General features: G+C 44.1%; 19 protein-coding genes and 5 pseudogenes. 13 read left to right on the forward strand and 11 right to left on the reverse strand.

Annotation, left to right across the window (positions count from 1 at the left end; genetic code table 11):
* Positions 1 to 238 precede the first annotated feature (238 nt).
* Positions 239 to 1,903: an LTA synthase family protein gene (locus tag BDD26_RS00365; RefSeq protein ID WP_115825255.1), complete on the forward strand. Its 1,665-nt coding sequence runs from the start codon at positions 239 to 241 to the stop codon at positions 1,901 to 1,903.
* Positions 1,904 to 1,975: 72 nt separating this feature from the next.
* Here BDD26_RS00365 and BDD26_RS00370 read toward each other — a convergent pair whose 3' ends face one another.
* Positions 1,976 to 2,641 (reverse strand): helix-turn-helix transcriptional regulator, encoded by a 666-nt coding sequence (locus tag BDD26_RS00370; protein WP_115825256.1) that lies wholly within the window; start codon positions 2,639 to 2,641, stop codon positions 1,976 to 1,978.
* Between the two features lie 95 nt (positions 2,642 to 2,736).
* On the opposite strand from BDD26_RS00370, the gene BDD26_RS00375 reads away from it, so the two are divergent.
* The gene (locus BDD26_RS00375; protein ID WP_115825257.1) at positions 2,737 to 4,149 is read left to right on the forward strand and encodes an MFS transporter; all 1,413 of its coding nucleotides are present in this window, start codon (positions 2,737 to 2,739) and stop codon (positions 4,147 to 4,149) included.
* A gap of 197 nt (positions 4,150 to 4,346) precedes the next feature.
* Positions 4,347 to 5,408 (forward strand): TPM domain-containing protein, encoded by a 1,062-nt coding sequence (locus BDD26_RS00380; RefSeq protein WP_115825258.1) that lies wholly within the window; start codon positions 4,347 to 4,349, stop codon positions 5,406 to 5,408.
* Positions 5,409 to 5,612: 204 nt separating this feature from the next.
* Here the strand turns inward: BDD26_RS00380 and cml are convergent.
* Both cml and BDD26_RS00395 read right to left on the reverse strand, forming a co-directional pair.
* Positions 5,613 to 6,803: pseudogene (gene cml, locus BDD26_RS00385) on the reverse strand (CmlA/FloR family chloramphenicol efflux MFS transporter); the annotation flags it as partial.
* 645 nt (positions 6,804 to 7,448) lie between these two features.
* The gene (locus tag BDD26_RS00395; protein WP_198023775.1) at positions 7,449 to 8,198 is read right to left on the reverse strand and encodes an SDR family oxidoreductase; all 750 of its coding nucleotides are present in this window, start codon (positions 8,196 to 8,198) and stop codon (positions 7,449 to 7,451) included.
* A 303-nt stretch (positions 8,199 to 8,501) separates the two neighbouring features.
* On the opposite strand from BDD26_RS00395, the pseudogene BDD26_RS19840 reads away from it, so the two are divergent.
* Positions 8,502 to 8,615: pseudogene (locus tag BDD26_RS19840) on the forward strand (site-specific integrase); the annotation flags it as partial.
* A gap of 202 nt (positions 8,616 to 8,817) precedes the next feature.
* On the opposite strand, the gene BDD26_RS00405 reads toward BDD26_RS19840, so the two are convergent.
* From BDD26_RS00405 to BDD26_RS00415, 3 genes and pseudogenes are all read right to left on the reverse strand, one after another.
* Positions 8,818 to 9,117 (reverse strand): helix-turn-helix domain-containing protein, encoded by a 300-nt coding sequence (locus tag BDD26_RS00405; RefSeq protein ID WP_038264287.1) that lies wholly within the window; start codon positions 9,115 to 9,117, stop codon positions 8,818 to 8,820.
* 2 nt (positions 9,118 to 9,119) lie between these two features.
* Positions 9,120 to 9,428: a type II toxin-antitoxin system RelE/ParE family toxin gene (locus tag BDD26_RS00410; RefSeq protein ID WP_232217462.1), complete on the reverse strand. Its 309-nt coding sequence runs from the start codon at positions 9,426 to 9,428 to the stop codon at positions 9,120 to 9,122.
* 136 nt (positions 9,429 to 9,564) lie between these two features.
* Positions 9,565 to 9,793 (reverse strand): annotated as a pseudogene (locus tag BDD26_RS00415) (ogr/Delta-like zinc finger family protein).
* A gap of 275 nt (positions 9,794 to 10,068) precedes the next feature.
* On the opposite strand from BDD26_RS00415, the gene BDD26_RS00420 reads away from it, so the two are divergent.
* Complete coding sequence (locus BDD26_RS00420) at positions 10,069 to 10,977, forward strand: DUF1266 domain-containing protein (RefSeq protein WP_115825261.1); 909 nt, start codon at positions 10,069 to 10,071, stop codon at positions 10,975 to 10,977.
* A gap of 285 nt (positions 10,978 to 11,262) precedes the next feature.
* On the opposite strand, the gene BDD26_RS00430 is transcribed toward BDD26_RS00420, so the two are convergent.
* The 4 genes and pseudogenes from BDD26_RS00430 to BDD26_RS19850 form a co-directional block, all read right to left on the reverse strand.
* Positions 11,263 to 11,619: a type II toxin-antitoxin system HicB family antitoxin gene (locus BDD26_RS00430; protein ID WP_115825263.1), complete on the reverse strand. Its 357-nt coding sequence runs from the start codon at positions 11,617 to 11,619 to the stop codon at positions 11,263 to 11,265.
* Positions 11,616 to 11,894 (reverse strand): type II toxin-antitoxin system HicA family toxin, encoded by a 279-nt coding sequence (locus tag BDD26_RS00435; RefSeq protein ID WP_176551324.1) that lies wholly within the window; start codon positions 11,892 to 11,894, stop codon positions 11,616 to 11,618. Before BDD26_RS00435 ends, BDD26_RS00430 begins: the two co-directional genes overlap by 4 nt.
* A gap of 146 nt (positions 11,895 to 12,040) precedes the next feature.
* Positions 12,041 to 12,937 (reverse strand): annotated as a pseudogene (locus tag BDD26_RS19845) (replication endonuclease); the annotation flags it as partial.
* A gap of 219 nt (positions 12,938 to 13,156) precedes the next feature.
* Complete coding sequence (locus BDD26_RS19850; RefSeq protein ID WP_244922623.1) at positions 13,157 to 13,348, reverse strand: hypothetical protein; 192 nt, start codon at positions 13,346 to 13,348, stop codon at positions 13,157 to 13,159.
* Between the two features lie 392 nt (positions 13,349 to 13,740).
* Here BDD26_RS19850 and BDD26_RS00445 point away from each other — a divergent pair.
* A pseudogene (locus BDD26_RS00445) lies at positions 13,741 to 14,099 on the forward strand (tyrosine-type recombinase/integrase); the annotation flags it as partial.
* 218 nt (positions 14,100 to 14,317) lie between these two features.
* Here the strand turns inward: BDD26_RS00445 and BDD26_RS00450 are convergent.
* On the reverse strand, positions 14,318 to 14,803 hold the full coding sequence (locus BDD26_RS00450; protein WP_115825264.1) for a Spy/CpxP family protein refolding chaperone: 486 nt from the start codon (positions 14,801 to 14,803) through the stop codon (positions 14,318 to 14,320).
* Between the two features lie 153 nt (positions 14,804 to 14,956).
* On the opposite strand from BDD26_RS00450, the gene cpxR reads away from it, so the two are divergent.
* The 7 genes from cpxR to BDD26_RS00485 all read left to right on the forward strand — a co-directional run bounded on the left by cpxR (position 14,957) and on the right by BDD26_RS00485 (position 22,270).
* Positions 14,957 to 15,649: an envelope stress response regulator transcription factor CpxR gene (cpxR, locus tag BDD26_RS00455; RefSeq protein WP_038263587.1), complete on the forward strand. Its 693-nt coding sequence runs from the start codon at positions 14,957 to 14,959 to the stop codon at positions 15,647 to 15,649.
* On the forward strand, positions 15,646 to 17,016 hold the full coding sequence (gene cpxA, locus BDD26_RS00460) for an envelope stress sensor histidine kinase CpxA (protein ID WP_115825265.1): 1,371 nt from the start codon (positions 15,646 to 15,648) through the stop codon (positions 17,014 to 17,016). Before cpxR ends, cpxA begins: the two co-directional genes overlap by 4 nt.
* Positions 17,017 to 17,327: 311 nt before the next feature.
* Entirely contained in the window at positions 17,328 to 18,416 is a 1,089-nt protein-coding gene (rfbB, locus tag BDD26_RS00465; RefSeq protein WP_115825266.1) for a dTDP-glucose 4,6-dehydratase, read from the forward strand.
* The gene (gene rfbD / locus BDD26_RS00470; protein ID WP_115825267.1) at positions 18,413 to 19,312 is read left to right on the forward strand and encodes a dTDP-4-dehydrorhamnose reductase; all 900 of its coding nucleotides are present in this window, start codon (positions 18,413 to 18,415) and stop codon (positions 19,310 to 19,312) included. Before rfbB ends, rfbD begins: the two co-directional genes overlap by 4 nt.
* A 21-nt stretch (positions 19,313 to 19,333) precedes the next feature.
* Positions 19,334 to 20,212, forward strand: coding sequence for a glucose-1-phosphate thymidylyltransferase RfbA (gene rfbA / locus BDD26_RS00475; RefSeq protein WP_115825268.1), 879 nt, complete (start codon positions 19,334 to 19,336; stop codon positions 20,210 to 20,212).
* A gap of 82 nt (positions 20,213 to 20,294) precedes the next feature.
* On the forward strand, positions 20,295 to 21,236 hold the full coding sequence (locus tag BDD26_RS00480; RefSeq protein WP_115825269.1) for an NAD-dependent epimerase/dehydratase family protein: 942 nt from the start codon (positions 20,295 to 20,297) through the stop codon (positions 21,234 to 21,236).
* A complete protein-coding gene (locus BDD26_RS00485) occupies positions 21,236 to 22,270 on the forward strand; it encodes an MraY family glycosyltransferase (protein WP_115825270.1) in 1,035 nt (344 codons plus the stop codon). The genes BDD26_RS00480 and BDD26_RS00485 overlap by 1 nt, the downstream gene beginning before the upstream one ends.
* Positions 22,271 to 22,280: the final 10 nt, after the last annotated feature.

A 22,280-nucleotide genomic window follows, 5' to 3' on the forward strand; every position in this document is an offset into this window, starting at 1 on the left:
TGATCGCCAATTTATTCAGAAGATTTTAAATTTAATAGGTAATTACGATTGAATTAATTATCATAGTGTTAACAGTGGGATCATGGTGGTAGATTTTTTAAAAACTTATCTTTATCTGTCAGGCTGGCACACTATGTACTGAAAAATTTGCTTTATTTTGTCTACAGTATGTCGGGAAACCTGTGCTATTTTCATCGGCTGGTGTGAAACTGGATTCATGCATGGAACACAGTAGAGTATGAAGAAAAAAATAATCTCAGGGGTCTATTTGGGGATATTATTGATCGCAGCCCTGGTATTAGTATTTGAAAAAAGTGCTGATATCTATCCTGCGTTAGTTTCTGTTGGTGTATTTAGTACCCTCTTCGGACTGGTATTTCTTATTTCAGCACGCTGGTTGTTTTCCGTGGTATTTACCGGCACCCTTTTTATTATCATCAAATTCCTCAACCAGCTGAAAGTTCACTACTATAAAGACCAACTGATGTTCTCTGATTTGAATATTATGCTCGATCCTTCAAATCAGGAAACACTGCGCCACTATTGGTTAGCTGGTCTTGCGGTAGTAGCGATGCTAGGTTGGCTAATCTTCAATATGTTCCTGAGCTGGAGAAGCGCAAATCCGGTGCGAGGGCTAAAATGGCGGGTGTTGAGTATTGTATTGGTTGCTGCCGGTGTTGGGAGTGTCAATCTTACCGTCAATGCTTACCATAACGAATGGCAGGCTGAATTACCCAAAGGGCGTGGGACTATGACCAATATGGTTATGTCAGCTAAAGATGTAGAGTATCAATCTCCTGAATTTGGTGTATCAGCAGATTATTTTTTGCAGCGGGCGAAAAATGTCACTCTGCCTGAACCACTGCCATATGTAAAACCAGCAGATGTAAAACCGGATGTGGTTGTATTATTGCAGGAATCTACGGTTAACCCGCATATTTATCAGTTACCGGCAAATACCCGCTTACCAGACCTTTTTATGTTTCAGCACGATGCGGGGGTCAGCGCGCAAAGTCCACTCCGGGTGCAAACCTTTGGTGGTGGAACATGGCTATCGGAATTCTCTATCCTGACTGGATTAAATACTGATGACTTTGGCTCACGTAAAAATTCTGTGTTTTATTTTGTGGTTGATCATCTGCAAAATAGCCTGTTTCGTGCCATGAAAGACAATGGCTATTACACTGTGGTACTGACGCCATTTAATAAATCTGCCTATCATGCCGGACATGCGTACCAGACATTGGGTGTTGATCGCATTATCCAGCCACAAGAGTTGGGTTATCCAGCAAGTATGGATGAGAATTTGTGGCAGATCAGGACACAAGATGTATTATCTTACGTGAAAACTATCCTGGCTGAGGAGACGGATAAACCTATCTTTATTTACGCCCTGACCATGTACGAGCATGGGCCTTATGAAGAGAACCATAGCGACGATTATGGATTGACGGGCAAACTTGAAGATTCATCGGCAGTAGGAAAATTCAGCCACTATATGGAAAAGATCACGACATCGGATCCGTCTGTCAAAGAATTCAGTGAATTTGTGGCTAAACGCGATAAGCCGACAGTTTTTCTCTCATTTGGCGATCATCAACCAAATATCCATTTTAACCAGTATTCTTCTTCACTGCCTGATCCGGCCTATCTGACCCAATTTACGATGCGGGATAATCTGAAACAGGGAGCGCCTATTACCACAGGCAAGCTGACAGATATTTCTTTTCTTGGCGGGATGATTTTGGAAAGGGCTCGGCTAACCGTTCCGCCTTTCTATCAGGCTAATATAACGATGCGTCATTTATGTGGTGGTGAACTCAATGACTGTCAGGATAAAGCACTGGTGGAGAGCTATAAGCATTATATTTACCAGCAGTTATCTGTGGCGGGTAAAGAATAACCTGGGCGTTGTGTAAAGATTGCGCAAATAAAACCTACACGGGCTCAATCGTGTAGGTTTTATATGTAAGCTTTATCTGGCCTGTTTCGATGGTGTAATGCGGTAAGCGCAGCGTCGTGCACCGTTCAGAATATATTCAGTTCTTTCCACTTGTGCTTGCAGAATTTCCCGAAACATTTTCAGCTCAGCGCGACAAAAACCCTGGCATATGCTGGCGGCAGCACAGATTGGGCAGTGATTTTCAACAAACAAAACTGAATTATCTTCCTGAACGATATATTGAGCCATATAACCTTCCTGGCAGCGTATTTTAACCAGACGCTCAATTTTTTCCTGTAATCCAGTTGCTCCTTCCATTGCGGTTTTATAATTATCAGAAATTTCTTTTTCACGAGATTTGACAATTAAATCTAAAGTTGATTCGCCCAATTGATTGCGGATAATCGTAATCATCTGGACGCTTAATTCTGCATGAGTATTGGGAAATTTAGCGTTCCCTTTGTCGGTCAGATACCAAAGCTGAATAGGGCGGCCGACCCCCCTTGTTTCTGAGTGGCCTTCAACCAGACCCTCTTTAGCCAGTTTCACAAACTGTTGGCGGGCTGCTTCTGCTGTGGTGCCTAATATCTTACCAGCATCAGCAGCTTGCATAGCACCTCGCGTTTTTAATAGCATCAATAATCGTTCACTCACAGATTGTGGTGGCATCATGCTATTTTCCAAGTCAATGCTTGACATATTGTTGAACCTGACAGTAATTTATTCCAAGATTTATCTTGTTTAATTTAACGTAACAAATTTCACAACTCAACCTGAATTCAGGAATAATAATCATGGCAATGACTGAGGAAAATCGCTGGAGGGATCTGTTTTCCAGTAAAAATGCACCGAGTGCGATAGCGCTTTCACTGGGTGTGGGATTGATGGCTGTTAATACTTTAATTGCGATTACAATTTTGCCCTCCGTTGTAAAGGATATTGGCGGATTGAACCTCTATGCCTGGAATACAACACTGTTTGTCGTAGCATCTATTATCGGATCGATACTTTCAGCGCGACTATTGAGTGCATCAGGTGCAAGAAATGCTTATTTGGTTGCAGCCCTGGTTTTTTTCATCGGTAGTTTATTTTGTACTTTCGCACCTACAATGGAAATTATGCTGATTGGGAGAGCCATTCAGGGGCTTGGCGGTGGATTTCTCTTTGCACTTTCTTATTCAATGATTAATCTGGTGTTTGCACAATCGCTTTGGCCACGAGCGATGGCATTAATTTCAGGGGTATGGGGGGTATCAACCCTGATCGGGCCAGCTATTGGCGGTATTTTTGCTGAAATGAATGTGTGGCGTTATGCGTTTGGCATTATGTTGCCTATTACTTTGTTGTATGCCTTATTCACTTATCGGATTCTTCCCCAAAAACAGGTAGAGAATACAACGAAAACAGCTTTACCTGTTGTGCAGCTTATTCTGCTATCCGCTGCTGTACTTGCAGTTTCCTCGGGGAGTTTGTCACAAGATGTGCGTATCAATATTCTTGGCATTGTTACAGCAGTAATATTGATATCCTTATTGGTTATCTATGAACCCCGAACTTCGGCAAAATTATTTCCAGAAAATGCGTTGAATTGGCACTCTCCCCATCTGATCTTATTCGCTACTATATCGCTTTTAGTGATAGGGTTGGCGGGTGATGTTTTTGTTCCCTATTTTCTGCAAATTCTGCATGGGCAATCTCCTTTAGCTTCTGGTTATATGGTTGCCACTGCGGCAGTGGGTTGGACGATTGGAGAAATGCTCAGTGCTAGTTGGCAGGGTGAGAAAATTCGCTTTGCGATTGTAAGTGGTCCTGCCTTTATGTTTATTGGTATGTTGATATTGCTTGTAATGTTGCCCTATCAGTCAGCGGGAGAGTGGAAAATAATACTACCGATAATTTTTGGCTTAGGGCTGTTTGGTTTTGGTGTCGGTTTTGGTTGGCCTCATTTGTTGACCCGCATTTTGCAGGTTTCCAGTGATACTGATAAAAACATTGCCGGCTCATCTATTACTACCGTTCAGCTATTTGCCACAGCATTTGGCTCTGCATTGGCTGGCATGGTCACCAACATATTTGGATTTTATCAGCCCGGCGGTATTGAGGGCGCAGTTTCTTCTTCCCATTGGTTATTTTTACTTTTTTCTATTGCACCAATATTGGCGTTATTGACGGCATGGAAATCAGCAAGGATTACAGTAGTAAAATAGGCAAATGGTATAATCTGTGCATTGGCTTTCTATGGAAAACCAATGCACAAGAAATATTGTTTTTTGCAGAATATCAGCCATATTAACTTCTTAAATACCCAGCAATTCATTTAGATAATTACAATATTAGACGTCACAAGATAGGTAAATATAATATGATGCAGAAAGATGTTATAAAATAAAGCTAAGGATATTTGATGTTCATGATTTCCAATCTACCAATGGATGGTTTAAATACCAGCACAAAACACCGCCAAAGATATAGCCGCTCAATAATAAAACATATTTTGATACTATTTATGCTCTTCTTTAGCATAAGCAGTGTATCAGCAAAAGAGGTCCGACAAGAGACGACGCTCGTTGAAGTTCCGGCACTTACCCAGAGTGTAACGGATGTATCCAATATCCTAACCAAGAATGAACACCAGCGTCTGACCCGCAAACTGAAAAAATTGCAATCAGAACACAAAGTGCAAATGGCGGTTTTGATTCTTCCAACGACAGGGAGCGATAGTGTCGAAACTTTTGCTTCCCGCGTGTTCACTGAATGGAAACTAGGCAGTAAACAACGTAATGATGGCATCCTGTTTTTGGTGGCATCAGATGATCATAAGATGCGTATTGCCGTTGGTTCCGGCCTTAAAAAGCAACTAACGGAAACTAAACTGGCAAATATTTTACGTAAGGATGCAAGGCTGGCTTTCAAAGAGGATGACTATTATGAAGGTATCAGTAATAGCATTGAGTCCCTTGAGTCCTTGGTAAAACAATCGTGGCAAGAGCAAGCGTCGCAAGAAACATCAAAGATTACTCAGGCTTTTGAAGACGATAACAGTGATACTTCCGACAACATATCAGACAAAGATTTTTCGAATCTGCTGATTTTTTGGCTGATCGGCCTGATATCTTTGCCCTTGCTGGTTTTCCGTAAAGATGGCAGGTTTAAACGTTTCCTCAAGAGTGCATCAACAGTGGCTGTCTGTACTTTTGTACTCAGTTTGGTTGGCATTTTTCCTGCTATCCCGTTGGGATACTATCTGATGATTTTCTTCCTGCCAGTAATTTTGATACTTGTTGTGCTCTTTTTCGGTGCTTCGTTACTGGGCAGTTTATTCAGTAGCCTCTTTGGGGGGTTATTTGGTGGTTCCGGTTCAGAATCTCCTGCTATTGCTACTGAGAGTACGGAAAACCCTAACGATGACAGTTTTTCCGGTGGTGGCGGAAAAAGTGACAATGATGGTGCATCAGGGGATTGGTAATCTGTTTGGTTAGCACCTGATTGTTAAGCAGACATACTTTTTATATGTAATATAAGAATATGTCTGCTTTTTTGATTTGATTTTGTGTTTTTGTACGCTTAACTAAAATAAATAGCTCAATATTTCTTCAGAGGTAAGTTCAATCTCAAATTCCTCTCGCGGTATCCATAGATCATCCACTTAATGATTTTGAGCCAGTTGCTTGTGCCCTTCATTGTTAATAAAGCAGGACAGACAAAGCACTATTGTTGCCAGAATCAGGCAATAAGCGATAATCGGCCAGCTAGTCTCATTGGATAAAAGTGTAATGGTGAACGTCCCGACCATCCCTGACAGTAACCCCCCTAAGCAAAAATAGAAGGCCGTAACAGTACCAGCGATATGGTCGAATCCCCGAAGCGCTCCATTTGGCGCCACAGAAACCCCTGTAGAAATGCCAACACCAATAAGCCACATTGGGGCGATGAAGCCAAGGACCGATTCAGGCATGAGTAGCTCTCCAACTGCCAGCAATAGTGCTCCTGCCACCAGGCAGCACATTCCTGCCCGTAACATATTCAGCCTTCCCCACCGAACAATCGCACCTCCTGCAATTCGCGAAGTCACCATCATTGCGATAGCCACAGTTGCAAATAGCAAACTGAAGGTAAGCTGCGATAATCCTTGCCGGCCTGTCATTACCCAGGGGGCAGTTGAAAGAAAGACGAAGAAGCTCCCCATTCCTGCACTGTAGCAGAGTGTGTACAGCCAGAAATTCAGACGCTTTACAGGAAGAAGTAGTTGCGACCACTGTAACCCTGCCGACCGTTTCTGCCGGGTCTCTGGATAGAGTTTCCAGGCTGTAATAACAGCGACTGCCATTGCACATCCTAATAAACCAAAGATTGCGCGCCACCCTAGCCAGGTGTTAACCAGCGCTCCTAGCAAAGGCCCTACTGCCGGAACCATAGCAAGCATGGAGCTGAGTAAACCATAGATGATATTGCTTTCCTTACGCCCCGAATAGATGTCGCGTACAGCCGCGAATATGGCTACGAGACATGCCGAAGCACCACAAGCTTGAATAACTCGGAGACCCAAAAAAACTTCTGGGGATGAAGTTATAGCAAGGCCGAATGAAGCAACGATGTAAGTAATTCCACCACTAAGCAAAACAGGACGACGACCGAACCGATCTGACAGCGGGCCGAATAGAAGCTGGCCGGCTCCTATTAGAACCAGGTATACCGTCAACGTTAGCTGGATTGTTCCTGTTCCGGCACCAAGTACATCGGCCATGAGAGGAACGACGGGCAGATACATATCCATACCCAGTGATGCCAGTAAATCGAATGGGGATAACAGTAATATTGTGGTGGTAAGAGAATATCGCCAGGAAAAATCTTTTGAGTGCACGAATCCATCTCCTAAAGTTAAGGAATTGGCGGCGTGCTCATAGAATTGAGAGGTTCTTGAGGACGCCGCAACAACCACACTATGGTTGCTACGGCTTATCTATCTGTTGTGTGTTTTTTGAGGGGACTCATATATAGTTATCCTGTAGTGAGTTCGTATCGTAAGATCTTCACGCTGAGATGCAAAGAGCCTTAAATTACGTGTGATACTTTATAGGTAATTGTTAATCTTTTCTAACCATTTTTGCTTGATGACAGAAATGGTATTTGTTTATCTGTGAGCACTGGCTGAAATTGCCGATGGGTGGTAGTTAAGCTTGAGCTAAGCAAGAATTCCTGCTTAGACTATCTATGACTCAAGTTTGGATCATCTATGTGTCTCAAAAATGATGGAAATTTCCATAACCTTTATAATCAAACAGATATAGATAAAACACGATAATTACTTTTGATATTTCCGAAGGGGGGCGGGTAGACGTCCATGTCTGGATTGATATGAGATCAATAACAATGATGTCTACGGTTATATCCCTGTTATCACCTGAGAATGGCTCTTCAGACTCTATTTTAAACCCGGCAGCCATTACAAATGCCAGCGTCGTGCCTTTGCTGAAGTCCAGTGCGAGCTGCTAAGTTAGTTTCCAATTTATAAACCACCGCATAAGTCTGTAAAGCTTCCGGTCACGAATGAAGCTTCGTCACTAAGTAGCCAAAGAATCGCATTTGCAACCTCTTCAGGCGTTCCACCTCTTTGCATCGGGAAGTTCTTGGCAATACGATCAACTCTAGAAGGCTCGCCTCCATCAGCATGAATATCGGTGTAAATGCCTCCCGGACGAACGCAGTTGACTCGTATGCCGTCAGCGGCGACTTCTTTAGATAATCCTGTAGTAAAGGTATCAACTGCACCTTTCGACGCAGCATAATCAATGTATTCGAAAGGTGAGCCACTTTTCGATGCACCTGATGAAACGTTAACAATTGAACCTCCAGAGCCTCCTCTAGAAATAGACATACGCTTAATCGCCTCAGAAGAGCAATAAAAATGACTCATTACATTGGTCAATAGTACTTGTTGAAATCGTTCCCCATCCATATCAATTAAGGGCATTTTTTGTTTTAAGATTCCAACGTTATTGACAAGGTGAGTAATACTTCCTAACTGAGTATCAATGTTATCGAACATTTTTTTTACTTGATGCTCATTGGAAACGTCAGCACGTACAGCGATACATTTGGCACCCAGATTCAAAATCTCATCACGGACTTTAAACGCAGACTTTTCATCGTTTAAATAATTTAAACATATAGAGTATCCTTTATTTGCTGCCAGTATAGCGGTAGCCGCTCCAATACCTCGACTAGAGCCTGTAACTAAAAGTATTTTTTCGTTCATCATTATCCTATTTAGTAGTATTACTTGACAAAACTAACTTGAAATAACCAAACGCAGATAAATAAGAAAACGCAATTGCTATTAGCATATAACTATACACATACCAGTCACTTACAGAAACGTACTTTGTTACTGCGGGGTAAAGTAGCACTGGGAACATATCAATCTGAGTGGAGATTACATCTGGCGTAATAACCTTAAGATGGGGTCAGGAAAATACCGCCCATTACGCGCTGTCAATACTGGGCTGTAAAAAAACAGTCTTGGTGTGGGATATTTTCCGTTTTCCAAACGGACCCCTAACAAATATTGGGATATGCCAACATACAACAGACGACGGCGTATGCGCACTTAGCACCCGATTATTTGCAGTTAGCAATTACATTGAATCCATTGAGTGAAGGTATAGAAATCTAGTAGCCATAAGCAACTGTAGGTAACAAAAGTGTTAACACGAGTGTCCACACTTGGAAATTTTTAACTCGTCTACAGTTGCTTAAGATAAAATTATCTATCTGATTTTAAAGTAAATATTATTTCGGATAGAGATAAAAAAAAGCCCTTCGCGTGCTGAGGGGCTTTTATAATTCACGTCACATTTCCTTCTTGACCTTCTGAATCATAGATGAAATGCCACACGCTTACCGGTTGGAAGTGTCACATCAATACTTAATTCTCCCCCCAAAGCCGCTACATAGCGTTTGAGCGTTGAAAGGCGCGGATCATGGTCGGTGTTTTCCATTCGAGCAATAGAAGGTTGCTGAACACCCATAGCGGCTGCAAGCTCCGCCTGTGACATGTCTAACTCATCACGTAACTGGCTAAGAGCCAATTTGATGCTGGCCTGTTCAACTCGCTTTTCAACGCGCGCCTGCATTTCCGGGCTTTCTTGCGCTAACAGTTTTCTGTAATTAGACATCATTATTTCTCCAGATTGTCCAAGTGACGGCGATATTCAAAATCAGCTTTTCGGATCATATCCTTGTAGAACCGCTTTTCATTGGTCCCGGTTTTATTGCCGGCACATAAAACGATTGCACATCGCTGAGGGTCAAAAGCAAAAAAAGCTCTAATCGGATCACCGGCGTGTTGAATACGCAATTCCTTCATGTTTGGGAAATCTGAGCCATATAGCGTATCAACATAAGGCCTACCAAGATTCGGACCAAACTTTTCCAGCACGCCCATTGCTTCATAAATTGACTCCCTGAGTTCATCACTCTGAGCCAAAAACTATTCGTCAAAGCACTCTGTCGTTATAACTTCCCACATACCGACCCCATAACTTATTCGTTATAATTAAGAATATAACATATTTGTTATATTGCCAATATTAATACTGAAGACGGACAGCACTCTTTTCGTTTTATTGTGGACTATCGAAGCACATTACCGTCTGTTGACCGCGTACTGGGTGTGGCTGTACGGCCTCAACCAGCGTCGGTTGTCACCCAGCGGACAAAGGTTTCATGACTGACGAATGTGGCACTACAATTGATATTCTGGCACTGGTTGTAACGTTCTTTGGTCTGGAGTGTGTGTACAAAGCTGCTGTGGGTATGGGCGACGTGGCCGCAAAGGGGGCATCTCATCATAATGTGAGTACCTCAATTATCAGGAAAGCGCCAGCTGTGTTAGGCGATAGCGCGATTATAACAAATCAGGCGCCCATGTCAGCATCCTATATTTTCACTTCCAGCGCTAAGGCGGAGGTTAAGCCGCTATCATTCAGGGGGTGTGGGCTGGTACAAAGGGAAATCAGTGCCATTGAATGAATACGATAATGTGAATTCCTCTTTTTTTATTTTGTGATTCATTAAAAATCTTTCATTATCACTGTCCTCAATACCTCATAATAAATGGAGATTTTATGCATTGGTCTTTACGCACAGGGGCTTTCATACTTGTCTTGCTGGGTGTGAGTTATAGCATTTATGCCCGTTTTTCCCCTTATGTAACAAACGAAAACATGAAAGAAGATATTGAAATCATCACGCAAAACACGCTCCCTCCGGTGACCAGTGAAGACTGGGGGATCATTCTGGGTGCGCCCTATGCGGTTTTCAATGGTCATGCGGTTAATGACTATGCGCCTGAAACCGCCGAGGATAATGGATTATCGTCGGCATGGGGGATCAAAAATCGGCAGGATTTACTTCAGCAATTATTTTGGCTCATTATGGAAGGGCACTCTGCCGGTTATTATGAAATAAGAGATAATGTTATTCATCTATCAAAAAACGATTTCGACACATTATTGAGCAGCATTGAAAAAAGTCAGTGGGATGAAACGGAAAAACAAGAAATCATCTGGCAATATAAGATGATGTATCACAACACCAATGACATTCAAAACGTGAAATATCTGGCCTGGGATTATGTCCGGTTCAGTATGTTATGTTTAGAAGGTGCCCGACTGAAATACATCACCAAAGAAGAAGCCAAAGCCTGGACACGGATGTTAGCCCCGCGTCTGCGTAAAACGTATACGGGATGGGGTGATTTGTGGCACCATTTATTTATCACCCGCTGGTTCTGGTCGGCTCAGGATAAGCAATGGACAAGCAGCCAATCAGATTACCTTGCTATCGTGAATAACTTATTACAGAAAAAGGGCAGCCCGGCAACAACCATTAAATGGGGTTCACCGCTTTCCTCCACGGATACCACGTCATTTGCTGAAGCCGTGGCAAGTTTACAATTAGAAGATGAAGACGGTGTGATTGCCGGGGTCGATGAACTGAATAAAGTCATCAAATCGCACCTGAACCTTAAATAAGTCCAACTATAAAACATCAACAGGGGCTATATGCCCCCGTCCTTATTTTGGCGGTTCGGGTCAGTCGATATCAGGCGCTGTCGAGCAAAACACGGTATTTGCGCCATGCTGTCAAGGCGATTGGCCCCGTTTGCCCTGATTATTCTGTGGTCAGTGACCTATTGGCTCGCAAACCCATTGGCTGGGCTATGTCCTTCTCACCGGACTCTGAACTGACAAAGAAAGCCTCAAAAGACACGAAAACAGCGGTTTTTTTATCGTGTGACAGGTCACACCATTCTATTGTTAGACGTTTCTCAGACGCTCGCCCAACGCTTCCAGAATGAAAGCGTTCACTGAAATATGGTGCTCGGCCGCCGCTTGATTTAAACGTTCTCCAAAGGACTCAGGATAGCGCAAAGTAAACGTTTTTATTTTTTCACGTTTCTGATAAGGCTCAATATTCGCGGCCCGACAATCTTCCAGATATTCATCCAAAGACAACCGACCTTCAGCATGCAGTCCGGCGATACTGTCAGCCACAAAATCACAATAACCGGATAAGCCTAAAAACTTCCCCCGAAACATGCTTATTTCAGGGATATAACTGATCACCGCCGAAAGTCCGGCGATTTCCATAATATTTGTATTTTGTTTACTCATGATGGCGTAACTCCTACACTTTCTAACCATTCCCGTAATCCAGCCACAGCCCCTTTGTCTGTGTCTGGCGACGGATGGGGGCGATGAAAATTGGCAATACTCCCATTCAGCAAAAATTTACAACGAGAACCCCGGCCTTCCTTGATTTCACCGCCTAATGCCTTGATTAAAGATTCAATATCTGACCATTTAATTCCCGACGATACAGGTGTTTTAAAAATTTGTTCCAAGGTACGTTGTTGCCTCGTTCGGAGCGCTGAAACCGGTTTGTTCATATCCCAATACACCACGACTTCAAATAATGAAGTCATATTAATGCCAGTAGAAAATGAAGTCAAATTATGAAGTCATAAAAACAAACAACCCGCACGGTAACAGCGGGTTTTATCGTTATTTCGTGATATGCCACACCATCATAATTTCATCTCATGCCAGCCCAGCGTAGCCCAACAGGTCGCCTCGCCAGAGAAACAACTTCAGCCACAGGAAGACGCTCGCCACATTTTCCACATTGCCGTGTTGATAGCGCCTGCATTTTCTGTTGGACCTCCGCCGCCCGGCTGGCCTTATCGGTAAACAGCAACAGATGCCAGTGTGGCGTGCCATCATGATGAGGCTCCACCACGCGTACCCCGTACACATTCAGCACCTTATCCTTAAACGCGGTACGGATTTTCGCCCAGACCCGCACCAGATAACGCTGGTCGTCTTTGGGCGTGTAGGCTTCTTCCGCCCAGTGACTGTTCAGTACCGCCACCTTATCTTTCCCCATCTGGCGGGTCGGATGATATTTTGACGGGGTAGTAATAGTGATAAACATGCCGATATCGCCGCGCGCCGTAGCAACCCGCTCAATCCCGGCAATCTGGGCCATCAGCTCCATGCGGCGGATTTCCGGATTGGAAATACTTTGCATGACTTTCTCAACCAGATCGAACCGCTCACCGGTGGCAACGTCTTCAATATCCATCTACTCAAGGTACTGCCTATTGGCGAGGCGCTGGGACTGCACCTCCTGAATGGCCTGACGGCTGGCATAGGGGGAACGGTTTTTATTGACGGCCATTGCGGCAATCAGCAATGCTTCCCGCCAGCGGGTACGGTGTGCCTTAAGCCGGCGATACCAGAAATCGTCACTGACCAGACGGGACACGGCCGCAATCACCTCTTTGGGTTGCAGTGTTCCTTTCAGGTAACGGGCGTAATGCGCGGGTGTGATATGCAGACTGCGGGCCAGTTTCGCCAGTTCGCCATAAATCGGGTGCAGGTGGCGCATCTTGTAGATAGCTTCTTTATCGCCGTTCGCCGCTGCGATGCACTGATCACAATACTGTACAGCGTAAAGAGCCCGGCGGCGATTTTCGTTGCCAGTGTCTTTAGCGGCTTATTATGGAGATCGGGCAGGCGGTTAAACTGACTGATTTCGGTCGAAATCCGGGCGGTGGCCATCAGCGTCGTGTGGGTATCCATGTCAAAACGGCGGCAATGCGCGGCCAGCGTTTCTGATGGAACTCGAAATACAAAAAATCCTGGGCTTTCAGAATGCCCTGTTCTTCCAGAATCTTTTCGTAACGTTTCGGCAGGAATAACGCAGAACGCGCGGCAGGGAATTAATATCCGATAAGATCGCTTGCCCCTGAAAGCGGGGTGCATTCCACCAATAGGCATATTGCCCGTTAGCGGGTTCTGCTTCGGGCAGGGTACGGAAATCAATCGGGCGGTCTAACATGTCATCACACCGCCGTAAGTAGCCGGGTTCAGGATATCCAGCGCGCTCTGGCAACGTTTAGCTATGGTGTCGACCGCCGCCAGATAGTCTGTCACCGAGCGCATTTTGTGCCGGGTATACGACACAGATACTGGCCGTTTTGCGGGGGGGGGGGGACAGGAGAAAAAACACACCAGAGGGACTGATAGCCCTGAGTGTCCCGGAACTGCGTAAGCTGCTGTCAAAACTGATGGAAAAGGCGGGGGAAACTTTAGAGCAGATTTTATCCTGGTCCTATTGGCGGCGGCGACATCAGTACCGTGCACAACAATGTCATTACCATAGCAGGGATAATCCTTTGATTAAAAAAAATTACGGCTGTAGTACTAGAAGCTCAACATGTTCTAAAAGGTCGTGTGAATTTTCTTAAAACGAAGAATGGGGAACAACGAGTCGTTCCTATTTCTGATGATGTGGAGAAAGAAATTCGCGGGCAAAAGCAAGCAGGCAAACTGTTCAAGGTTGACTACAAGAAATTCTGTGACACCTTACATACAGTCAAACCAGACTTACCTAAAGGTCAGGCAACCCATGTTCTAAGGCACACTTTCGCCAGTCATTTCATGATGAACGGGGGAATATAATTGCGTTACAACAGATATTCGGTCACGCCAGCATAACCCAAACGATGGCCTATGCTCACCTTGCCCCAGATTATCTGCAACATGCAATTACATTAAATCCTCTTAAAGGTGGAATTAAAGTAGTGTAAGGAAAAAGAGTGTGGAGGTTGTCCACCGACCGTCCACACTCAAAAACTTTCACACGCCTTCTAACTCTTTCGTACTTTTTTATGTTGTTGTTTTTACAGGGGTATTGTCTATAAGTCATTGAAAAAAAAGCCCCTCAAGGGGGCTGAAAGACAGGGATGGTGTCTATGGCAAGGAAAATCGTTATTGATATTACTTCACGTCATTAGGTATAACAGAATCAGTTTAACTCCCGGACAATTCGCGCTTTATAACACTTTTGGAGCTGCTCTTCCTGCTCCGATGTCAGCAATTGATACATCTGATGACGAATACGCGCTATTTCTACACTGAGATCAATATTCTGCTTTGCTACTTTTTCAAGCTGCGTTTTTACCGCAACTTCATCAAAATCCTTTGCAGTCAGAAGAGCATACATCTTCCAACGTTCTGCTTCTATATCCGCTCTTACTTGCTCATGCAGATGCCGTTTTTTCACCAAATCCCACATCTGCTGCCGTTGCTGTTCAGTTAATGTAATTCCCCCAAAAACACAACTATAGTTATAGTTACGTTGGTAATAACCAGAATCACCCTTGTCGTATGGCAGACAAAACAGTGAAGAATCAGCCTCGGAGGCATTATACGCATCAGCAATTTCAGCTAAGGCCATTGCCGTTCCAAACACAGACATTGACGCTAAAGCTAATGTTGCTATTTTACGCATTTAATAATTCCTCGCTTTATCGAATAGCACTATTCGATTCAGTGCAGGTAATATAGCCGTATGGCTGCAAACTAGCGTCAGAGCATGTAAAAGTACGTAAAGTCATGGAATAGCAAAATTTGTTATCGTATTTTGCTCTTGGAGGAAGAATGAATGCATAAGATATTATTAGTTGATGATGACCGCGAACTAACATCTTTGTTAAAAGAACTACTAGAAATGGAAGGATTCAGTGTAGTGATCGCCCATGATGGCGAGCAGGCATTACAATTTATCGATTCTTCAATTGATCTATTACTACTGGATATCATGATGCCGCGCAAAAATGGCATTGAGACATTGAAGGAGCTACGTCAATACCACCAAACTCCCGTTATTATGTTAACGGCTCGTGGAAGCGATTTAGACCGCGTTCTGGGACTGGAACTGGGGGCAGATGATTACTTACCTAAGCCTTTTAACGATCGTGAACTGGTAGCCCGTATACGTGCGATTTTGCGTCGTTCCAACTGGAACGAACAACAGGCTGACAACGGTACACCTGTACTCGAAGTCGATAAACTGCAACTCAACCCAGGACGCCAGGAAGCCAGTTTTGATGGCGATATTCTGGATTTAACCGGAACAGAATTCACACTTCTCTACTTATTGGCTCAACATTTGGGGCAAGTTGTTTCCCGTGAACATTTAAGTCAAGAAGTATTAGGAAAACGACTAACACCTTTTGATAGAGCCATAGACATGCATATTTCTAACCTTCGTCGTAAATTACCCAACCGGACTGATGAATTACCTTGGTTTAAAACGTTACGTGGACGCGGATATTTAATGGTTTCAGCGAAATGATCAATAGCCTAACAGCCCGCATATTTGCCATTTTCTGGCTAACGCTGGCGCTCGTTTTGATGGTTGCGCTAATGGTGCCCAAGCTGGATTCAAGGCAATTAACCCCACTATTAGACAGTGAATATCAGCAAGGAAACCAGATAGCCAGACATATTGGAGAAGAATTAACTCGCTATCCACCCAATGATCTATTCTGGTGGCTAAGGCTAGATCGTGCCATTGCCCAATGGGCACCACCAGATCAATTCTTATATCTCGCTACTGCTGAAGGGCGTGTTGTTGGCCATGAGAAAAATTTTGTGCAGGTTGTTCGCAATTTCCTCGGCCAATCTGACAATACAGACCATCCTAAAAAGAAAAAATATGGTCGTATAGAAATACTTGGGCCATTTTCAATACGTGATGGTGAAGATTACTATCACCTCTACCAGCTTCGGCCGGCAGGCAGTCCACAATCAGATTTTATTAATTTGATGTTTGATCGCCCTTTCCTGCTGCCTGCGGCGACCATGTTAATAAGTGCACCACTACTCCTATGGCTGGCATGGAGTTTAGCAAAACCCGCCCGTAAGTTAAAAAACGCGGCAGATGAGGTGGCAAAAGGTAATTTAAGACAGCATCCTGAACTGGAATCAGGCCCACAAGAATTTCTGGCTGCTGGTAGCAGCTTCAATCAGATGATTAGTGCATTAGAAAGAATGGTGACCGCTCAACAAAGGCTGATATCCGATATTTCGCACGAATTGCGCACTCCTCTTACCCGTTTACAACTTGCAACAGCATTGCTACGTCGTCGTCACGGAGAAAGCAAAGAGCTGGAGCGCATTGAAACAGAAACTCAGCGCCTGGATAGCATGATTAATGACTTGTTGGTACTTTCCCGCAACCAGCATAAAAATGAACTACTGCGTGAAAATATCAAAGCCAGCGAGATATGGAATGACACATTGGAGAATGCCAAATTTGAAGTCGAACAGATGCACAAAACACTGGATATCGTTTCTCCCCCTGGTTCCTGGACTATTTACTGCAACCCGGCAGTACTCGGCAGTGCACTGGAAAACATTGTCCGCAACGCTCTTCGCTACTCCAGCAGCCATATCGCCGTGGCATTTAAAGCTGATAATCATGGCGTGACGATTACCGTTGATGATGATGGTCCTGGCGTCAACCCGGAAGATCGTGAACATATCTTCCGCCCGTTTTATCGGACAGATGAAGCAAGGGATAGAGAATCAGGTGGAACTGGACTGGGGTTGGCAATAGTCGAAACCGCAGTGGAACAACATCGAGGCTGGGTGAAAGCAGAAGATAGCCCTTTAGGCGGGCTAAGATTGGTGATTTGGTTGCCGTTGCATGGACGATAGATAGATGGCGTCCTGACCGAAATTTAGTTAATAACAGTATGTAATAATTAAAGAAAAAAAGGCTATTATGCTTGACCTTGAGGCGTTGAGGGTCTAACCTCGTCGCGGTTTGATGAAAATTACTCGTATAGTTATTTATTTTTAGAGAAAAATTATTCTATATCAATTAGATAACCAATCCATGATTAATGATGGGCACTCTGGGAGCCATAACCTAGTGCGGTAGCTTTAATCAAGCATAGACATGTATTTTTCATAAAACTTCCTTCCTAATTCTAAAACCAACCTTAAAATCAACTGAAAATCCAAAAATGAAAATTCTGGTTACTGGTGGAGCAGGTTTTATTGGCTCTGCATTAATTCGATATATTATCAACCATACTGATGACCATGTTATTAATGTTGATAAACTCACTTATGCAGGCAATTTAGAATCACTCAAAGAAATTGATCATAGTCCACGCTATTCTTTTGAAAAAGCAGATATTTGCGATCGTAATGCTCTCGACTGCATACTAGAAAAATATCAACCGGATGCGATTATGCATTTAGCAGCAGAAAGCCATGTAGATCGTTCAATCAGTGGCCCTAGTGATTTTATTGAAACCAATATTATTGGCACTTATACTCTTTTGGAAGCCGCTCGAAATTACTGGCAGAAATTACCCGAAAGCAAAAAAAATAAATTTATTTTTCACCATATTTCAACAGATGAAGTATACGGTGATTTGCCTCATCCAGATGAGCTTCCAGAACATTCTTCCCTTCCTTTATTTACTGAAAATACAGCCTACGCTCCAAGTAGCCCATATTCAGCATCAAAAGCATCTAGCGATCATTTAGTTAGAGCATGGCACAGAACTTATGGATTACCAATAATAGTAACCAATTGTTCCAACAATTATGGACCTTACCATTTTCCAGAAAAATTAATTCCTCTTGTTATCTTGAATGCATTAGAAGGGAAATCTTTGCCAATCTATGGTAAGGGAGATCAAATTCGGGATTGGTTATATGTTGAAGACCATGCAAGAGCACTATATTTAGTTGTTAATACTGGTAAAAATGGTGAAACTTATAATATCGGTGGTCATAACGAAAAAACCAACCTCGAAGTTGTCGAGAAAATTTGCCAAATTTTGGATGAACTCGTTCCTAAAGAAGTTTCTTATAAAAAGCAAATTACCTTTGTTGCTGATCGACCAGGCCATGATCGTCGTTATGCGATCGATGCCGACAAAATCAGCAAAGAGTTTGACTGGAAGTCGCTGGAAACGTTTGAGAGCGGTATCCGCAAAACGGTTAAGTGGTACTTATCAAACGCCACGTGGGTCGAGAACGTGAAGAGTGGTGCCTACCAGTCGTGGATTGAGCAAAACTATGGGAAACGTAGTAAATGAATATTCTGTTGTTCGGTAAGAATGGGCAAGTTGGATGGGAACTTCAGCGTTCACTCGCGCCGCTAGGCAACCTGATTGTGCTGGATGTTCAATCTACTGAATATTGTGGTGATTTCAGTAATCCGGCGGGTATTGCCGAAACTGTATGTCGCATCAAACCAGACGTAATTGTTAATGCTGCTGCTCATACGGCCGTCGACAAAGCGGAGTCTGAACCTGAGCTTGCCTCGTTGCTGAACGCCGAAAGCGTAGAAGCCATCGCCCGAGAAGCAGCAAAAATTGACACTTGGGTCATCCACTATTCAACCGATTATGTTTTCTCGGGAGAGGGTGAAAAGCCATGGGTGGAAACTGATAGCACAGCGCCGCTGAACGTCTATGGTCAGACAAAATTAGCGGGGGAGAAAGCACTACAGGAAAACTGCCCGAAGCATCTCATTTTTCGCACCAGTTGGGTTTATGCCGATAAAGGCAACAACTTTGCGAAAACGATGCTGAAACTGGCGAAGGAGCGTCAGGAACTTTCTATTATTAATGACCAGTTTGGTGCGCCGACAGGAGCTGAACTGTTGGCTGATTGTACTGCTCACGCTATTCGTACTGCCATTATGCAGCCGCAAGTGGCAGGATTATATCATTTAGTTGCTGGGGGGGAAACCTGCTGGCATGACTACGCCGGGCTGGTTTTAGCTGAGGCGAAACGTGCCGGGATAGAACTGGCGCTGAGCAAATTAAACGCGGTATCTACAGATAATTTTCCTACACCGGCGAAGCGTCCGCATAATTCACGATTGAATACAGAAAAATTTCAGCACACCTTTGGTCTGGTACTCCCGCATTGGGAAGTAGGAGTAAAACGCATGTTGGCAGAGTTGATTACAACGACTGCACCTTAATTCATTCTCTGAGATAGTAAAATGAAAACACGGAAAGGTATTATTCTGGCTGGCGGTTCAGGAACTCGTCTTTATCCTGTGACTATGGTTGTGAGCAAACAGTTGCTGCCGATTTATGATAAGCCGATGATCTATTACCCTCTGTCAACTTTGATGTTGGCTGGCATTCGCGATATCCTGATTATCAGTACGCCGCAAGATACGCCGCGCTTTGAGCAATTGTTTGGCGACGGTAGCCAGTGGGGGCTAAATCTGCAATACAAAGTACAGCCAAGCCCGGATGGTCTGGCACAGGCGTTTATTATCGGTGAGGAGTTTATTGGTGATGATGACTGCGCGCTGGTGTTGGGCGACAATATTTTCTACGGTCATGATTTACCGCAACTGCTGGATGGCGCGGTGAATCAGGAACGCGGGGCGACGGTTTTTGCTTACCACGTTAACGATCCTGAGCGTTATGGCGTCGTTGAGTTTGATAAACAAGGCATGGCAATTAGCCTTGAAGAAAAACCGACTGAGCCGAAAAGTAACTATGCGGTGACCGGTCTCTACTTCTATGACAATGATGTCATTGAAATGGCTAAAAGCCTAAAACCTTCTGCGCGTGGCGAACTAGAAATTACTGATATTAATCGCCTGTATCAGGAGCAGGGTCATCTGTCCGTGGCGATAATGGGGCGTGGTTACGCGTGGCTCGACACCGGAACGCATCAAAGTCTGATCGAGGCCAGTAACTTTATCGCAACCATCGAAGAACGTCAGGGATTGAAAGTGTCCTGTCCTGAAGAGATTGCTTTCCGCAAAGGGTTTATTGACGCTGGGCAAATCGAAAAACTGGCTAAACCGCTAGCAAAAAATAATTACGGAAAGTACCTGCTGAAGATGATTGGTAAAAAATAACTGTAGAAGAAAGGCGTAATGCCTTTCTTTTAATCAGATCCTCAGTACCAATCAAATAATAACTGTTAATAAATAGCTTACAATGAAAATATTGATCACGGGTATCTCTGGTTTTTTAGGTTCAAGACTTTCAGAGCTGCTAATGAATAAGTCATTCGATGTTTCAGGTAGCTCACGCACAGGTGATGCAACACGAAATATCTACGCCACTGGCGATATTGATGGTCATACAGCGTGGCATGACATCGTCTCTGGTTGTGATGTCGTTATTCATGTGGCAGGACGCGCGCACATTCTGAATGACAAAGAAACAGATATTGCCGCGGTGTTTAAAAAGGTGAATTGTGATGCGACAATAAAACTCGCTGAAGATGCCTTTGCAGCGGGTGTCAAGCAGTTTATCTTTATCAGTTCGATCGGTGTAAGTGGTGATAATTCAAAACAACAAGCCATTAGTGAAAATTCCACACCGCATCCCGTTTCACACTATGCAATTTCCAAATACGAAGCAGAAAAACAGCTGCTGGAAAAATACAAAAACACGAAGATGGCCATTACCATTATTCGTCCAGCATTAATTTGTGGTCCGAATGCGCCGGGAAATATCGAGCGTCTGCTGAAGCTGGTGGCAAGTGATTTGCTGCTGCCGTTCAAAAAGGTCAACAATGTCAGAAGCATGGCGTCATTGGACAATTTATGTGATTTTATTGCCCACTGCATTGGTAATCCGTTGGCAAAAGACGAGACATTTGTTTTTTCTGATGAGATTGAATTGTCAATCGAAGAGATTGCCAGCACGATGGGCGCAGGGATGGGGAAAAAAGTCAGACTGATCTATTTCCCTCCCTTTATCCTGAAATCGCTGTTGTCTTTGCTGGGCAAAAAGAAAATATATGAGCAGCTTTTCGAGTCGTTAACTGTTGATGCATCGAAATCCAGAACGTTGATGAAGTGGCAACCGGTTGTAACTATCTGGGATTCCCTCTTCGCTGCGGGTCAGGCATTTCACGAGGATAAAAAATAATGTCATCCATCGTCATGTCGCTGTCGGCGTTTATTATTGCTTGCGTTCTGACCTGGCTGTTGCGGGTCTACGCTATTCGCAATAATGTCCTCGATATTCCGGTGCATCGCAGTTCGCACTCCATTCCAACACCGCGAGGCGGCGGAGTTGCCATTGTTATCACGCTACTTGCTTTTGTGGGCATTGGCTACTTTTCACAGCTTATTTCTCGCGATATGATGTTGGCGCTGGCTATTCCTGGTTTGATCACCGCAGTCATCGGTTTCATTGATGATCACAAGCACATAGATGCGAAACTGCGTCTGGTGTTCCATTTCCTGGCCGCCGGTTCCGGGCTTTATTTTATCGGTGGTTTCCCGGCGGTTGTGTTTGCCGGTTACAGCATCAATATTCCCATTGTTGGCATCGTCTTTGGCCTGCTGTTCCTTGTTTGGATGCTGAATCTCTATAATTTTATGGACGGGATTAATGGTATTGCAGGCAGCGAAGCGGTGTCATTCGGTGCATTGAGCCTGTTGGTTATTGGCTTAAGTAACCCGGCATTGTTAGGGCAAGATTTGTCCTTGTGCCTGCTGATTCTTGCCGGCGCCAGCATCGGGTTCCTGGTATGGAACTTCCCGGTTGTGCGCATCTTTATGGGCGATGCGGGCAGCGGATTTTTAGGGATTGTTATTGGCCTGCTGGTACTGATTGTCAGCCATGAGGATAGCCGCCTATTCTTTGCCGAATTGATTTTGCTGGGCGTATTTGTGGTCGATGCGACCGTAACGCTGTTACGCCGCGTGGCACACGGGCAAAAACCTTTTGAAGCGCATGCCAGCCATTGCTATCAAATATTGTCCCGTCATTATCAATCTCATGCGAAGGTCACAACGGGTGCGATAGCGATTAACGTATTTTGGCTAACGCCTCTTTCTTTTGCTGCGGCAACATCGCGCCTTGATGGCGTATTGGCTCTTATCATTGCATGGGTTCCTTTAATCGCGTTGGCGTGGAAATGTGGGGCGGGTGTTAAGGATAAAATTCGAGCGTGAGCGTAGGTAT

Source organism: Xenorhabdus cabanillasii, assembly GCF_003386665.1.
Classification (GTDB): Bacteria; Pseudomonadota; Gammaproteobacteria; order Enterobacterales; family Enterobacteriaceae; genus Xenorhabdus; species Xenorhabdus cabanillasii.